This window comes from Pseudoduganella namucuonensis (genome assembly GCF_900116645.1).
GTDB lineage: Bacteria > Pseudomonadota > Gammaproteobacteria > Burkholderiales > Burkholderiaceae_D > Rugamonas > Rugamonas namucuonensis.
In genome coordinates this window covers 160,586-175,037 of record NZ_FPBO01000003.1, presented here as the reverse complement: position 1 = coordinate 175,037, position 14,452 = coordinate 160,586, and the positions used below count along the sequence as shown (strand labels likewise).

Here is a 14,452-nt window from a genome sequence, read left to right as displayed (position 1 = left end):
ATCGGGATGTCTGTTGCATTAATGAAACGCGCCTCGCCGGCCGCCCCGCCGGCCGCCCCGAACCGCGGGCGGGTGGACCTGTCAATCCCCGGCCCGGGCCTGCGGCTCCGCCTGGTTCTTGCGGGTCCTCAGCGCCCCCGAGGTCAGGGTCAGCGCCGGCGGCGCCTGGTTGGCGGTGATCCACTGGTGCATCATCAGCGCGGTCTCGTAGCCGTGGCGCTTGGGGCTGATCTGCACCGTGCCGTGGAAGCCGGTGGGCGCGGGTTTGACGAACTCGTTGAGCGCCGTCTTGCTGCCGCCGATGCCGATGCCTATCATGTCGTCGGCCTTGACGCCGCGGGCCTCGGCGGCGCGCACCGCGCCCAGCACCGCCTCGTCGTTCAGGCCGAAGGCCACCCAGCGCTTGAAGCGGGCCTGCCTGGCCAGCGCGACGCCGGCGGCGTCGAAGGCGCTCCCGGTGTCGGTCCTGGTCTGCGGCGCGTCCACCACGTTGGCCGCCGGGAAGCCGGCCTCCTTGAGCGCCTCCACCGCGCCCTGGGCGCGCTCGCGCGCCGTCGGCAGCCGGTCGTAGGCCACGCGCAGCGCGCCCACCTCGGCCATGTTCCAGCCGCGCGCCTTCATTTCCTCGGCCAGGCCGATGCCGACCTGGCGGCCGATCTCGTGGCCCGAGATGCCCATGTGCGGAATGCTGGCGATGGGCTTGCCGGCGCCGTCCACCAGGCGGTCGTCGACCGACATCACCTTCAGCTTGTGGCGCCTGGCCAGGCGCTCGACGGCGGCGCCCAGTTTCACGTCCGGCGCGCAGATGATGAAGCCTTGCGCCTTCTGCGCGGCCAGGCTGTCGATCGCCGACATCATCTTCTCGCCGTTGGGCACGCCGATCTTGACCAGCGTGAAGCCCTTCTCCTTGGCCGCCTGTTCGGCGTAGCGCCATTCGTCCTGGAACCACGGCTCCTCGGCCTGCTTGACGAGGAAACCGATCTTGACGGGGTCGGCGGCGGACACGGCGCCGGGCAGGGCGAGCGCGCCCAGGGCCAGGCACGACAACGACAGGACAAGGGAAAGCTTGGGCTTCATTTTGGTCTCCTTCGGTTGGCACTCGCGATCGCCGCGGTGGCGGAGGGACCATCATCGAACAAAACGTCGCGCAGGCCGCGCACGCCTGCCGCGTCGAGCAGGTGAACGCCGCCCGTGGCGCCCGGCTGCGGCATGGCGCCCACCATCAAGCGGTCCAGCAGCGGGCCGCCGAAGGCGGGCCGGGTGGGATGCGCCACCGGCAGCGCCACGCTGCGCAGCACGGCGCCGTCCGGCGCGTAGCGCACCACGCGGGCCGCGCCGCCCTGGGCGCTCCACAGGCAGCCCTCCTCGTCCAGCACGGCGCCGCGCGGCTGCGCGTCCGGCACGTCGGCGAACAGGCGCACATTGTCCACCCGCGCCGTGTCGGGGTCGTAGTCGCACTGCATGATCTGGCGGGTGGCGGCGTCGCTGAAGTACATGGTGCGCCCGTCCACGCTGAAGGCGATGCTGTACGCGGCCGAGGCGGCGGGCAGGGCCAGCCGGCGCAGTCCCTGGGCCTGCGAATACTGGTAATAGCTGCCGATCTGGCGCGCCTCGGCGGTGACGTTGCGGGTGCCGAAGACGAAGTTGCCGTGGCGGTCGGTGGCGCCGTCGCTGATGCTGGTGCGCGGTTCGGCGGGATCGACCGCCACGCCGGGCTGCGGCGCGCGCCGGCCCAGACCCGCGGCCGGCGGCGGAGCCGGGTCCACGAAGCACAGCCATTTGGCCAGGCCCAGCAGCACGCGACCGGACCGGCAGAAGGCGAAGCCGGCCACGCGGTCCGGCAGGCGGCAGCGCAGCGGCTTGCTGTGCTCGTCCAGTCGCAGGCCGTCCCACAGGTGCAGCGCGGCGCCGTCGGGATCGGTCCACCACCAGTGGCCGCCGTGCCAGCGCAGGCCGTCCACATGGCCGGCCGTACGCAGGGAACGCGGGGCGGCGTCAGCCGGGACGGGGCCGTCCCGCTCCGCGCCGGCCATCATCGCGCCGCTCCCGCGCGCGCGGCGTCCGGCTGGCGCGGCGCCATGCCTACGACTCGCCGCGCCAGCCGCGCACGAAGGCGCGCGCGTTGTCGGCCACGGCGGCGGCGCTCATGCCCGGCTTGTACAGCGCCGAACCCAGGCCGAAGCCGGCCACGCCGGCGGCGCGGTATTCGCCCATGTTGGTCGGGGTGATGCCGCCCACCGGCAGCAGGCGCAGCTCCGGCGGCAGCACGGCGCGCATGGCGCGCACCAGCGGCGGCGTCACCAGCTCGGCCGGGAACAGCTTGACCGCGTCCGCGCCCGCCTTCACGGCGGCGAAGGCCTCGGTCGGCGTGGCCGCGCCGGGCACGCAGTACATGCCGGCCGCCTTGGCGGCGCGGATCACCTCGGTGTCCGCGTGCGGCATCACGATCAGGCGCCCGCCCGCGTCGCGCACGGCGTGCACCACCTCGGTGCTCAGCACCGTGCCGGCGCCCAGCACCGCGTCCGGCGGCAGGCTGGCGGCCAGCCGCTTGATGGACTCCAGCGGCTGCGGCGAATTCATCGGCACCTCGATCATGCGGAAGCCCGCCTCGTACAGGACGGCGCCGATGTCCACCGCCTCCTCGGGACGCAGGCCGCGCAGGATGGCGACCAGGGGCAGCGCCTGGAAGGCGTTCTCAAACAGTGCTTCGTTGCTCATAATGGCTCCGGGATTCAGTTGGGGGCGAGGCCGGCGGCGCGCGCCAGCGTCAGCAGGCCGGCCGGGGCCGTGTTGTCCAGCGCCAGCGACGGCACGTCGCCGTAGCGCCGCAGCGCCAGTTCGTAGCGGCGGCACAGTTCGCGGCTGCCCACCAGCGCCAGCGGCGCCTGGTCCAGCCCGGCCTCGCCGCGCCAGGCCAGGCCGGCGCGCAGTTCATGGCCGATCAGCAGGCCGGACAGGTAGTCCGCCAGCGCGGCGGCGGGCAGCCTGCCCGTCACGCCCAGGGTGCGGGCCGCGAACATCTGGTGGCCCACGCCCAGGTGGCCGTTCACGCGCGCGGCGTCGATGCCGTCGTTGAAGGCGGCCTCGTCGAACCCGCCGCCGCTCTCCATCAGGCGGCCCAGCACCGAGTGCTGGCGCAGCACGGCGTACAGCTCGCCCGTCATGTGGGTGGCGAAGCGCTGCACCTCGCCGTCGCGCACCTGCGCCCATTTCGAATGGGTGCCGGGCAGGACGATGCAGGACGCGCCCTGCAATTCGGGCCGCAGCGCCAGCGCGCCCAGGATTTGCGTCTCCTCGCCGCGCATCACGTCCGGCGGCAGTTCGCCGTCGTCGTACAGCAGGCCGGGCACGATGTGGGCCTCGCCGTTCGGGGTGACGGCGACGCCGGCCGCCAGCGCCGGGGCGTTGGCCGGGCAGACCGCGTACGGCACGTCCAGCCAGCCGTGCAGGCTGCCGACCATGCCGCAGGCCAGCACCTTGAGGTCGGGCCGGGCGCGCATCCAGTCGCCGGCCACCTGCTCCAGCACTTCGGCGAAGGCCTCCTTGCCGGACAGGGTGGAGGCGCCGCGCGAGGTGGCGCGTTCGGCCAGCGCCAGCCCGTCCGTCCCCACCAGGAAGGCGCGCAGGCCGGTGCTGCCCCAGTCGACGCCGATCAGGCTGGCCAGGGCCAGCGCCCGCCGCTCATCGGCCTGTCCATCCGCCCGGTTTTCCATGCTTACCACTCCGCGACGCTGCCGTCGGCGTGGCGCCACAGCGGGTTGGCCCAGTCGGGCGCGTTGCGGCTGGCCTCGATCACGCGCTGCTCGTCGATCACCACGCCCAGGCCCGGCTTCGGCAGCGGCTTGATGTAGCCGTTCTCGATGCGGAAGTCCTCCTTGTTGGTGACGTAATCCAGCACTTCGGCGCCCTTGTTGTAGTGGATGCCCATGCTCTGCTCCTGCAGCACGGCGTTGTACGACACGAAGTCCACGTGCAGGCAGGCCGCCAGCGCGACGGGGCCCAGCGGGCAGTGCGGCGCCAGCGCGATGTCGTAGGCCTCGGCCATGGCGGCGATCTTCAGGCACTCGGTGATGCCGCCGGCGTGCGACAGGTCCGGCTGCACGATGGACAGGCCGCCGGCGTGGAACACGTTCTTGAACTCGAAGCGCGAGTACATGCGCTCGCCGGCGGCGATCGGGATCGAGGTCGACTCGGCCAGGCGCGGGTAGTACTCGGCCTGCTCGGCCAGCACCGGCTCCTCGATGAACAGCGGACGGTAGGGCTCCAGTTCCTTCATCAGCACCTTGGCCATCGGCGCGGCCACGCGGCCATGGAAGTCGATGCCGAATTCGATGTCGTTGCCGAAGGCGCCGCGGATCTCGGCGATGCGGGCCACGGCGGCGTCGATGGCCTTGGCGCTGTCGATGAAGCCCAGTTCCTCGGTGCCGTTCATCTTGAAGGTGTCGAAGCCGGCCGCGCGCAGCGTGCGGATGCCTTCGATCACGTCGGACGGACGGTCGCCGCCCACCCAGCTGTAGGTCTTCATCTTGTCGCGCACGCAGCCGCCCAGCAGCTCATACACGGGCACGCCCAGGGCCTTGCCCTTGATGTCCCACAGCGCCTGGTCGATGCCGGCCATGGCGCTCATCAGGATGGCGCCGCCGCGGTAGAAACCGCCGCGGTACATGACTTGCCACAGGTCGTTGATGTTGCGGGGATCCTGGCCGATCAGGTACTGGGAGTATTCGTGGACGGCGGCTTCCACCGTGCGGGCCTTGCCCTCGATGACGGGCTCGCCCCAGCCGACGACGCCCTCGTCGGTCTCGATTTTCAGCAACATCCAACGGGGTGGAACGCGGTAAGTGGTCAGCTTGGTGATTTTCATGGCGGGTCATCTGTGTAAGTGATGCCAGCCAGTCTAAAGCCACCAGCTACTTCAGGAATATGCTTCTTTTGCCAAAACCTATATTGAATTGGAATAGGTAAACGGATCAGGCCGCCGCCAGCGCGGCCGCCCGGCATCCCCACCAGGCGGCCTCCTCGAACACGGAAAAGCCGGACAAATCGGCGTGCGCGAACAGGATGGGGCCGTCCAGCTCGCGCAGCGCCTTGAGCCCCGCGTTGCTCCGGAAACCGGGCAGCGGCGCCGCCATGGCGTGGCCGCGCAGCGTGATGTCGACCCGTTCCACGCAGGAGGCGAACTCGGCGCCGTAGGCCGTGTGCAGGTCGGCGCCGGCCAGCGCCAGCAGCTCGGCCGGGGTGGCGCTGGCGAGCCAGCGCCGCGCCGCCGACGGATTGCGGTCCGACAGCGCCACGTAGGCGCTGAACACGGTTTTCTCCGGCGGACGCACTCGGATGTCCTGGTGGGTGGACACCACGTAACCGAGGCCCGGCTCCTGGTACACCACGTTGTCCCAGCACAGCGGCGCGTCGCCCCGCCCCTGCGGCTCCAGGGGGAAGCGCTTGAGCAGGAAATTGGCCACCAGCCAGGGCGCGTACAGCGGCGTGTGGCGCTCAGCGTCGAAGCCGTGGCGCTCCATGCCCTCCACCACGCGCGCCGCCACGTACAGCGGCATCGCGCAGATGGCCTTGCGGGATTTCACCAGCCAGGTGCGCGGCCGGGGACCGCTGGGCCCGTCCTCCAGCGCGAAGCACAGCGTTTCCACGCCGGCCGCCGTGTGGCGCACGCTGACGGCGGCGCCGGCCATGCGCTCGACGCCGGCCGATTTTTCCATGGCCGACGCCACCGGCTGCAGGCCGCCGGGCCAGGTCAGCCAGGCGCCGGGCGCCGCGTTGGCGGCCTCGCCCCAGCGGCTGCAGTAGTAGTGCAGCCCGGCCCAGGCGGACACCTGGTCGTAGCGGGTGCCGTAGTCGTCGCGGCAGCAGTAGTTCAGGTACCAGTGCAGGGTGGGCGAGCGGTAGCCGTTTTGTTCCAGCCACCGCTTGAGGGTGATGTCGTCCAGCTTGCGCCACTCGGGGTCCTCCGACGACAACACGGTGGGGAACACGAAAATCCGCCTGCCGTCGGCGCCGCGCGTCTGGCGCAGGCGCTCGACCTCGGCGAAAAAGCGCTTGTGTTCCGCCAGCTCCTCCGGCGCCACGCCCTCGGTGGGGATGAAGCCTTCCTGCCACTTGCCCTGGTACAGCAGGCGCTCCTCCGGCGCGTGCAGCAGGAAGCGCTCGTCGTAGGTCGGCTTGTCGCCGTACGGGTCCTTCTGGATGACGCCGATGTCGGCCAGGATCTCGCGCACGTGCGCGGACTCCGGCGACGGCAGCGGCAGGTAGTGGCCGCCGGTGGGGTATTCCAGGTCGCCGAAGCGGCCGCCGGCCGCGTTGCCGTGGGGCTGGGGGCCGTCTATCATCAACACGCGCCCCGGCCCCGCGCCGTGTCCCAGTTTGCGCAGCTTCCAGGCGGCGGACAGGCCGGCGATGCCCGAGCCGAGGATGGCGATGTCGGTCTCGATCACCGTCGACGGCGGCGGCAGGGCCTTGCGGTCGCGCAGGTAATGGCCCTCGGCGCGGCCGGGGTAGTGGACCCTGGGCGTGATCTCCCGCCAGCGCTGGAAGCCGGCCACGCTGCCGGCGGCGGCCAGGCCGCTGCCGGCGGCCCACACCAGGAAGGAGCGGCGCAGCATCAGCGTATCACCCGCCGCCAGTCCTGCTCGAATTCATGCACCAGCGACTGGGTGTTGAGGCGGTTGGGCGCCATGTCCAGCCGCCGCATGTCGGGCGGGAAGATGAACATCTCGCGCGTGGTGTCCGCGTCCAGGTAGCGCATCGGCAGCCGGTAGGCCGTGGGCGGCTTGTAGTCCAGCTGCGGCGAGGCCAGGATGAAGCCCCATTCGCCGAACGAGGGCACGTAGGCGTGGTAGGGCCAGGTGCGCAGGCCCACGTCGCGTAGGGTGGCGTCGATGGTCCAGTAGGCGTGCGGCGCGAAGAAGGGCGAGGTCGATTGCACCGTCATCAGGCCGTTGGCGGCCAGGTGCTTCCTCACCATGCCGTAGAAGGGCACCGAGTACAGCTTGCCCAGCGCGAAACTGGACGGGTCGGGGAAGTCGATGATGACGGCGTCGAACATCTCGTCGGTGTCCTTCAGCCACATGGCGGCGTCGGCGTTGACGACGCGGGCGCGCTTGTCGCGGAAGGCGCCGCCGTTCAGCTTCACCAGTTCGTCGCGGGTGGTGAAGGCGCCCGTCATGGCGGGGTCCAGGTCCACCACCGTCACGTGCTCGACGTTCGGGTAGCGCAGGATCTCGCGCAGCGCCAGGCCGTCGCCGCCGCCCAGCACCAGCACCCGGCGCGCCCACGGCAGCGCCTCCATCACCGGATGCACCAGCGCCTCGTGGTAGCGGTACTCGTCGCGCGAGGAGAACTGCAGGTTGCCGTTGATGTAGAGGCGCAGGTCGTCCTTCCAGCGCGTGATCACCAGGCGCTGGTAGGGCGTGGTGGTGGAGTACACGATGTCGTCGCCGAACAGGCCCTGTTCGCCCCAGTGCGTCATGCGGTCCGCCGTGGCGAAACCGAACAGCAGCACGCACATGACGGCCGAGGCGCGCAACACCCGGCCCACCATGTTGCCCAGTTCATGGCGGAACACGTGGATGGTCCAGAAGGCGACGCCCACGTTGAGCATGCCGAACAGGAAACCGGTGCGCACCAGGCCGAGATAGGGCGCCAGCACCAGCGGGAACAGCAGCGACACGGCCAGCGCGCCCAGGTAGTCGAAAGTCAGCACGCGGCTGACCAGTTCATTGAACTCGGTCTTGCGCTCGTTCAGCGCGCGCATCACCAGCGGCACCTCCATGCCGACGAAGGCGCCGATCAGGAACACCATCACGTACAGCAGCGCGCGGAAGGGCGTGGTCATCCACGAGTAGGTCAGGAACAGCACGGCGGCCGACACGCCGCCCACCAGGCCGACGGCCAGTTCGATGTCGATGAAGCGGGCCAGCACGTCCTCGTCCCTGACGTACTTGGAGAGGTGGGCGCCCACGCCCATGGCGAACAGGTAGCAGCCGATGATGGTGGAGAACTGCAGGATGGAGTCGCCCAGCAGGTAGCTGGACAGCGCGCCGGCGATCAGTTCATAAGCCAGTCCGCAGGAGGCGACAACGAAAACGGACAGGATCAGAATCTTTTTGTTCATGGGCGTGCTTATGATCTAATATGCGGCATTATCAGGATAGCCACTTTAACCGAGGATCGCCGTGCCGCCCATCCTAAATTATCTGATCCACCTGTTCCTGGCGGCCCTGCTGCTGATCATGTTCTTCATGATCTACACCCGGCTCACGCCCTACAACGAGGTGCTGCTGATCCGCCAGGGCAACGCCGCCGCAGCGCTGTCGCTGGGCGGCGCGCTGCTGGGCTTCTCGATGACGGTGGCCTCCAGCCTGATGCACACGGCCGACTACCAGCAGTTCTTCCTGTGGGCCTTCGGCGCCATGGCGGTGCAGGTGCTGGCCTACTTCTGCACCACGCGCATGCTGCGCATGTCGCGCGACCATATCGAATCGGGCAACGCCGCCTTCGGCGGCCTGCTGGGCGCCATCTCGCTGGCGATAGGCGCGATCAACGCCGCCTGCATATCCTAAACACCTCGGGGGACAAGACCATGAGCATCGGCAGCTTCATCAAGAAACAGTTTATCGACGTCCTGCAATGGACGGAGGACACCGAGGGCGTGCTGGCCTGGCGCTACCCGATGGAGGACATGGAGATCCAGAACGGCGGCGTGCTGGTGGTGCGCGAGTCGCAGATGGCGGTGTTCGTCAACGAGGGCCAGATCGCCGACGTGTTCGGCCCCGGCACCCACAAGCTGAGCACCCAGACCCTGCCCCTGCTGACCAACCTGAAAAACTGGGACAAGCTGTTCGACGCGCCCTTCAAGTCGGACGTGTATTTCTTCAGCACCCGCGTGCAGACCGGCCGCAAATGGGGCACGCAGCAGCCGATCACCATCCGCGACAAGGATTTCGACATGATCCGCGTGCGCGCCTTCGGCATGTATTCCTACCGCGTGGCGGACCCGCGCAAGTTCCACACGGAGCTGAGCGGCACGCGCGAGCAATACACGCGCGACAACGTCGAGGACCAGCTGCGCGGCATCCTGATGGCGACCATGGCCAGCTCGCTGGGCGGCGCCAACGTGGCCTTCCTGGACATGGCGGCCAACCAGGCGCTGATGGCGCAGCAGGTGCGCGGCGACCTGGCGGACGCCTTCGCCCGCTACGGCATCGGCCTGGACGAATTCAACGTGGCCAGCGTCAGCCTGCCGGAGGAACTGCAGGCGGCGCTCGACGAGCGCATCTCGGCCGGCATGAAGGGCGGCCTGGGCGCCGACAAGATGAGCGGCTACACCAAGTTCCAGGTGGCCAGCGCGATCCCGCTGGCGGCGCAGAACGAGGGCGGCATCGCCGGCATCGGCGCCGGCCTGGGCGCGGGCGTGATGCTGGGCCAGGCCATGGGCCAGGCGGTGGGCTCCACCCTGACCCCGGTGGGCGCGCCGCAACCGGCCGGCGCCCCCGCCGCCCCCGCCGACGACGGCATCGAGGCGCGCCTGGAAAAGCTGAAAGGCCTGCTGGACAAGGGCCTGATCTCCGCCGCCGACTACGACAGCGCCAAGTCCGAGCTGCTGAAGAAACTGATAGGCTAAGCCCGCGTACATGCAAACCGTTTCCTGTCCCAGCTGCGGCGCGGAGGTCAAGTTCCGCTCGCACGCCTCCGTCATGGCCGTGTGCGAGTACTGCAACACGAGCGTGCTGAAGGACGTGGACGCGGTCCAGGACCTGGGCAGGATGTCCTCCGTGCTGGAGGACTACTCGCCGATCCAGATCGGCGCCTCCGGCGTCTTCGGCGGCCGGCAATTCAGCGTGGTGGGCCGCATCCAGCTGCGCTACGCGGCCGGCGTGTGGAACGAGTGGTATCTGCTGTTCGACGACGGCCAGACCGCGTGGCTGGGCGACTCCTCCGGCCTGTACACCATCACCACGGCGCGCGACGCCGGCGGCCCCCTGCCCTCGTTCGACGCGCTGGAACCGGGCCGCATGGAATCGATCGGCGCCGAGCGCTTCATGACGTCCGAGCTGCGCACCGCGCAATGCGTCGGCGGCCAGGGCGAGCTGCCGTTCAAGGTGGGCGAAGGCTGGCAGGCCAAGGTGGCCGACTTCCGGCGCGGCGCGAGCTTCGTCACGCTCGACTACTCGGACGGCCCGGCGCCCGCCGTCTACAACGGCCTGTCCGTCACGCTGGACGGCCTGAAGTTCCAGCTGCTGCGCGACGAGGACCAGATCCAGCGCAGCGCGGGCCGCTACCGCGGCAAGCTGTCCGCGCTGGACTGCCCGGCCTGCGGCGGCCCGATCAAGTACCTGCCCGGCATGACGGCCAACCTGCTGTGCCCCGCCTGCCGCACGCGGATCGACGCGGCGGGTCCCGAGGCGCGGGTGCTGGCGGCGGGCGAAAAGGCCGCGGCGGTGCCCACCTCGCTGGAACTGGGCGCGGTGGCGAGCTTGAACAAGCAGGAATACCGCGTGATCGGCTTCATGGTGCGCCGCGACGACGAGGGCGCGCGGTGGACCGAATACCTGCTGCACGGCGCGCGCTCGGGTTTCTCCTGGCTGGTGGAGACCGAGGAGGGCTGGTTCCGCGCCAACGTGATGGAGGAGTGGCCGGACTGGCACTGGACCGGCGCGGACACGGCGACGTTCGACAAGGTCGCCTACGAAAAGCTGTACGACTACCGCGCCACCGTGGTCCACGCGGCGGGCGCCTTCAACTGGCGCGTCGCCGTGGGCGACAGCGCGCGCGTGTACGAGTTCAAGCACAACCAGGTGCGCCTGTCGGCCGAGCTGACGGGCGAGGAACTGACGTGGTCGCGCTCCACGCCCATCCCCACGGACCAGGTGAAGGCCTGGTTCGGCGCCGCCTTCCATGGCGAGCTGTCGCCGGCCACGCCCAAGGAGGTCTGGGTGAAGGGCCGCTACGGCATCATGGCGAAGAAATTCATCATGATCATGCTGGTGCTGAACGCGATCCCGGTGCTGTTCGCCTTCAGGAGCGCCTTCGTCCCCACGCTGCTGGGCGCGCTGGCGGTCTACCTGCCGGCGCTATTCCTGGACTTCACCGACAAGGACGACACGTGATCAAATACTTCTTCTACGCGCTGTTCGTGACCCTGGTGAGCAGCTGCACCAGCTGGATCGGCATGGCGACCGGCCCGGGCGGCGGCGGCGGCGGCGGCGGCTCCAGCTGGAGTTCGCACACCGGCGGCGGGGGCGGCAGCTATGGCGGCGGCTCCGGCGGCGGGGGCCACAAGTGACGGCGATGGCCGGCACGCCCGCGCCGCGCGTCCACCAGCCGGCGGGCACGCACCTGCTGGCCGACATGGCCGGCATCGCGCCCGAGCGGCTGACCGGCTGCGCCGGCATCGAGCGCCTGCTGCGCGCGGCCGCCGAGGCGGCCGGCGCGCACGTGCTGTACAGCCAGTTCCACGGCTTCGGCGAGGGCCTGGGCGTGACCGGCGTGGTGCTGCTGGCCGAGTCCCACATCTCCATCCACACCTGGCCCGAAAACGGCTATGCGGCGGCCGACATCTTCATGTGCGGCGCCGCCCGGCCGCAACTGGCGCTGGACATCATCCGCGAGGCGCTGGCGCCGCGGTCGTGCGAACTGCACACCATCCGCCGCGCGCCGCATTGCGGCCAGCGGAACGCGGAATAAAAAAAGGGGTCAGGTTCGGTATTAAAAAATACCGAACCTGACCCCTTTTTTAAAAATACCGAACCTGACCCCTTTTTTTGACGCCATTCCCTCTTACAGCTTGTACGACAGCCCCAGGTTGAAGCGGCGGCCGAACTCGGTGACCTCTTGCTGGAACGGGTTCTTGGCGGTGGTGTAGACGACTTTCTGGTTGGTCAGGTTGTCGATGCCGAAGCGCACTTGCAGGCTCTTGGTCAACTGCTTGGACAAGTTCAGCGTCACATAGGTTTCCGCTTCGTTGTTGATCAGCTGGCCCGCGCCCCAGGTCGGGTTGCGCACGAAGGCGCTGTGGTAGTTGGCCGACAGGCGGCCTTCATAGCCGCTGTTCTCGTACCACAGCGTGACGCCGCCGTTGTGCTTCATCAAGCCCTCGATCGGGAACGGGCTCGCGGTCGGGAAGTTCTCCTTGATGTCGCTGCTGGTGTACGAATAGTTGCCGAAGACGCCGAAGCCGTTGTCGAACGATTGCTGGTACACCAGTTCGACGCCGCGCACGTTGCCGCCCTCGCCGTTCACCGAGCGCGTGATCACGGCGCCGCGGCCGTTGATGGTGGTGGTGTCGCCGGTGATGCCGATGTAACGGCTGAGCTTCTTGTAGAACGCGCCCGCGGACAGCAGCGAACCCTTGCCGAAGTACCACTGGTAGGCCAGGTCGACCTGGTTGGCCATCATCGGCTTCAGTTCCGGATTGCCCGCGCTGCCGGTCAGCGGCTGCACCGGGTTCGGGTCCACGTTCAGGTTGCGCGAGCCGCGCATCTCGTCCAGTGGCGCGCGCGACATGGCGCGGGCCACGCTGAAGCGCACTTGGCGTTCCTGCTGCTCGTCCATGTTGAAGATCAGGTTCAGGCTGGGCAGGAACTCGGTGTAGCTGGCGCCGCCGCTGACCGCCGTGGGCGCGGCGCCGTTCAGCGACTGCATGCCTTCGCCGGTCTGGCTGGTGTGCACCACGCGCAGGCCGACGTTGCCGCGGTAGCCGCGGCCGCCCACTTCGCCTTCCATGTCGCCCTGCGCATACAGCGAGGAGCTGCGTTCCTTCACGCGCCAGCCCGATAGCAGGTCGTTCTGCGTCGGTGCGCGGCCGTCGGCGTTGCAGGGGTTGGCGCCGAAGACCTTGGTGGTGGTGCCCATGAAGTCCTTGAGCGCGATGAATGGCGCGGCCATGCCGGCGATGGTGACGCGCTCATAGTCCGAGTCCGCGATGGCGCCGGTCGGGCTCAGGCTCCAGGTGGTCTGGTGGTACTTCTTCTCGCGGTCGCTGACACGCGCGCCGAACTTCACGCGGTTGATCGGACCCAGTTCCAGCGGATGCGCGGCGGACAGATGGATCGCGTCCAGGCGGTCGCGCAGGTGGCCGTCGGTGTCCACGTACAAGGTGGCGGGACCGAAGTTGGCGGGGTTGCCGGTGTCCTGGCCATAACTGTATTGCTGGTGCTCGTTGCCGGTGAAGGACCAGCTGACGGTGGCGCCGCTCTTGGCGAACTGGCGCAGGTCGCGCCAGGCGCTGTCGCGGCCGGAACGCGAGCTGGACAGGTCGGCTTCCAGCTTCCAGTCGCCCGCGTTGAACTTGCCGTTCACGCCGGTGGCGAAGGTGTCCATGTCCTGCGTCCACAAGGTGTCGTTGGTGGTCAGGCCCACGTCCTTGACGGTGCCGCCCACCACGTAGCCGTCGCGGATGTCATGGCTGGTGTAATTGCCCTTCTGCCAGCCGTCCCAGTTGCCGATGTCGCCGCTCCAGTGCTGCAGGCCCGGTTCCTTGATCTTGGCGCGGGCGAAGTAGGCGTCGCCGGTGACGAGGGCGTCCGCGTTCGGCTTCCACTCCACCTTGCCCAGCACGCTGGAGCGCTCGTTGGTGCCGCGCTTGATGCCGTCCTGCCAGCCCCATGGGGTCTTGTCCACCTTGCCGTCGCCGTTCAGGTCGCCGGAATGGTCCTCGTTGAAGCCGAAGTGCTTGACGTTCTTTTCCACCGACGGCTGGTCCTGGTAGCTGAAGGCCAGCGCCACACCCAGCTTGCGGTCGTCGAACTGGTCGATGTAGATGCCGCCAAGGCGGGGCGCGGTCTTCTTGGCGCCAGGCACATCCTTGGACATCGCGTAGTACAGCGCGTCGGCCTTCACCGAAGCCTGGCGGCCGCTGTACTTCAGCGGCGACACGGTTTGCAGATCGATGGTGGTGGCGATGCCGCCCTCCACCAGTTCCGCCGACTGCGTCTTGTAGACCATGGCGCCGCTGACCGACTCGGACGGGAATTGCTCGAAACGCACCGCGCGGTTGGGTTCGGCGGATGCCAGCTCGCGGCCGTTCAGCGTGGCGCCGATGAAGCGCGGGCCGAGGCCGCGCGCCACCACCTGGCTGGCGTTGCCGCGGTCCAGGCCGGACGACAAGCCGGGCAGGCGCGCAAGCGATTCGGCGATGGTGGTGTCCGGCAGCTTGCCGATGTCTTCCGAGGCGATCACTTCGACCATGCTGTTGGACGCTTCCTTGACGGCCAGCGCGTTGCGCACCGAGGCGCGGATGCCGGACACGGTCACTTGCTGGACTTCCTCCGCCTTGACGGCGGAGGTCTGGGCCTGCGCGACGCCGGCGGCGGGCACGGTGAAGATGCCGGCGATCAGCCAGCTGAGTTGTTTCTTTTTCATGGGTAGTCTCCCTCTTTTGTGTTGTTGTGCGGTCGTTGTGTAAATACTAAATTTGCCGCCGAATTCATCCTACGGGACC

The 14,452-nt window shown here is 69.0% G+C and carries 13 protein-coding genes; 5 read left to right on the top strand and 8 right to left on the bottom strand.

What is annotated here, in order from left to right; genetic code table 11:
* Positions 1-81: 81 nt before the first annotated feature.
* The 7 genes from BM436_RS04720 to BM436_RS04690 form a co-directional block, all read right to left on the bottom strand.
* Positions 82-1,077: a substrate-binding domain-containing protein gene (locus tag BM436_RS04720; RefSeq protein ID WP_093554051.1), complete on the bottom strand. Its 996-nt coding sequence runs from the start codon at positions 1,075-1,077 to the stop codon at positions 82-84.
* The gene (locus BM436_RS04715) at positions 1,074-2,036 is read right to left on the bottom strand and encodes an SMP-30/gluconolactonase/LRE family protein (protein WP_093554049.1); all 963 of its coding nucleotides are present in this window, start codon (positions 2,034-2,036) and stop codon (positions 1,074-1,076) included. Before BM436_RS04715 ends, BM436_RS04720 begins: the two co-directional genes overlap by 4 nt.
* A gap of 46 nt (positions 2,037-2,082) precedes the next feature.
* Positions 2,083-2,718, bottom strand: a complete 636-nt coding sequence (locus tag BM436_RS04710) for a 2-dehydro-3-deoxy-6-phosphogalactonate aldolase (protein ID WP_093554047.1) — start codon at positions 2,716-2,718, stop codon at positions 2,083-2,085.
* 14 nt (positions 2,719-2,732) lie between these two features.
* Positions 2,733-3,713: a 2-dehydro-3-deoxygalactonokinase gene (locus BM436_RS04705; protein ID WP_093554045.1), complete on the bottom strand. Its 981-nt coding sequence runs from the start codon at positions 3,711-3,713 to the stop codon at positions 2,733-2,735.
* A 2-nt stretch (positions 3,714-3,715) separates the two neighbouring features.
* Complete coding sequence (gene dgoD, locus BM436_RS04700; protein WP_093554043.1) at positions 3,716-4,864, bottom strand: galactonate dehydratase; 1,149 nt, start codon at positions 4,862-4,864, stop codon at positions 3,716-3,718.
* A 106-nt stretch (positions 4,865-4,970) separates the two neighbouring features.
* Positions 4,971-6,614, bottom strand: a complete 1,644-nt coding sequence (locus BM436_RS04695) for an NAD(P)-binding protein (RefSeq protein ID WP_093554041.1) — start codon at positions 6,612-6,614, stop codon at positions 4,971-4,973.
* The gene (locus tag BM436_RS04690) at positions 6,614-8,125 is read right to left on the bottom strand and encodes a polyamine aminopropyltransferase (RefSeq protein ID WP_093554039.1); all 1,512 of its coding nucleotides are present in this window, start codon (positions 8,123-8,125) and stop codon (positions 6,614-6,616) included. Before BM436_RS04690 ends, BM436_RS04695 begins: the two co-directional genes overlap by 1 nt.
* A 61-nt stretch (positions 8,126-8,186) precedes the next feature.
* Here BM436_RS04690 and BM436_RS04685 point away from each other — a divergent pair, with 61 nt between their 5' ends.
* From BM436_RS04685 to speD, 5 genes are read left to right on the top strand one after another with little or no spacing between them, the layout of a single operon-like run.
* Positions 8,187-8,573, top strand: a complete 387-nt coding sequence (locus BM436_RS04685; protein ID WP_093554037.1) for a DUF350 domain-containing protein — start codon at positions 8,187-8,189, stop codon at positions 8,571-8,573.
* A gap of 20 nt (positions 8,574-8,593) precedes the next feature.
* Positions 8,594-9,634 (top strand): SPFH domain-containing protein, encoded by a 1,041-nt coding sequence (locus BM436_RS04680; protein ID WP_093554035.1) that lies wholly within the window; start codon positions 8,594-8,596, stop codon positions 9,632-9,634.
* Positions 9,635-9,644: 10 nt separating this feature from the next.
* The gene (locus tag BM436_RS04675; protein WP_093554033.1) at positions 9,645-11,120 is read left to right on the top strand and encodes a DUF4178 domain-containing protein; all 1,476 of its coding nucleotides are present in this window, start codon (positions 9,645-9,647) and stop codon (positions 11,118-11,120) included.
* Positions 11,117-11,296 (top strand): hypothetical protein, encoded by a 180-nt coding sequence (locus BM436_RS36930; protein WP_177306945.1) that lies wholly within the window; start codon positions 11,117-11,119, stop codon positions 11,294-11,296. The genes BM436_RS04675 and BM436_RS36930 overlap by 4 nt, the downstream gene beginning before the upstream one ends.
* 5 nt (positions 11,297-11,301) lie before the next feature.
* Positions 11,302-11,697: an adenosylmethionine decarboxylase gene (speD, locus tag BM436_RS04670; protein ID WP_093554031.1), complete on the top strand. Its 396-nt coding sequence runs from the start codon at positions 11,302-11,304 to the stop codon at positions 11,695-11,697.
* Positions 11,698-11,790: 93 nt separating this feature from the next.
* Here speD and BM436_RS04665 read toward each other — a convergent pair whose 3' ends face one another.
* Positions 11,791-14,373: a TonB-dependent receptor gene (locus BM436_RS04665; RefSeq protein WP_093554029.1), complete on the bottom strand. Its 2,583-nt coding sequence runs from the start codon at positions 14,371-14,373 to the stop codon at positions 11,791-11,793.
* Positions 14,374-14,452: the final 79 nt, after the last annotated feature.

Bases quoted from the DNA above. Each gene is read 5' to 3' on its own strand.
- BM436_RS04710 (WP_093554047.1), bottom strand. From the start codon at position 2,718: ATGAGCAACGAAGCACTGTTTGAGAACGCCTTCCAGGCGCTGCCCCTG.
- BM436_RS04665 (WP_093554029.1), bottom strand. From the start codon at position 14,373: ATGAAAAAGAAACAACTCAGCTGGCTGATCGCCGGCATCTTCACCGTG.
- BM436_RS04695 (WP_093554041.1), bottom strand. From the start codon at position 6,614: ATGCTGCGCCGCTCCTTCCTGGTGTGGGCCGCCGGCAGCGGCCTGGCC.
- BM436_RS04705 (WP_093554045.1), bottom strand. From the start codon at position 3,713: ATGGAAAACCGGGCGGATGGACAGGCCGATGAGCGGCGGGCGCTGGCC.
- BM436_RS04720 (WP_093554051.1), bottom strand. From the start codon at position 1,077: ATGAAGCCCAAGCTTTCCCTTGTCCTGTCGTTGTCGTGCCTGGCCCTG.
- speD (WP_093554031.1), top strand. From the start codon at position 11,302: ATGGCCGGCACGCCCGCGCCGCGCGTCCACCAGCCGGCGGGCACGCAC.
- BM436_RS04690 (WP_093554039.1), bottom strand. From the start codon at position 8,125: ATGAACAAAAAGATTCTGATCCTGTCCGTTTTCGTTGTCGCCTCCTGC.
- BM436_RS04715 (WP_093554049.1), bottom strand. From the start codon at position 2,036: ATGATGGCCGGCGCGGAGCGGGACGGCCCCGTCCCGGCTGACGCCGCC.
- dgoD (WP_093554043.1), bottom strand. From the start codon at position 4,864: ATGAAAATCACCAAGCTGACCACTTACCGCGTTCCACCCCGTTGGATG.
- BM436_RS04680 (WP_093554035.1), top strand. From the start codon at position 8,594: ATGAGCATCGGCAGCTTCATCAAGAAACAGTTTATCGACGTCCTGCAA.
- BM436_RS04675 (WP_093554033.1), top strand. From the start codon at position 9,645: ATGCAAACCGTTTCCTGTCCCAGCTGCGGCGCGGAGGTCAAGTTCCGC.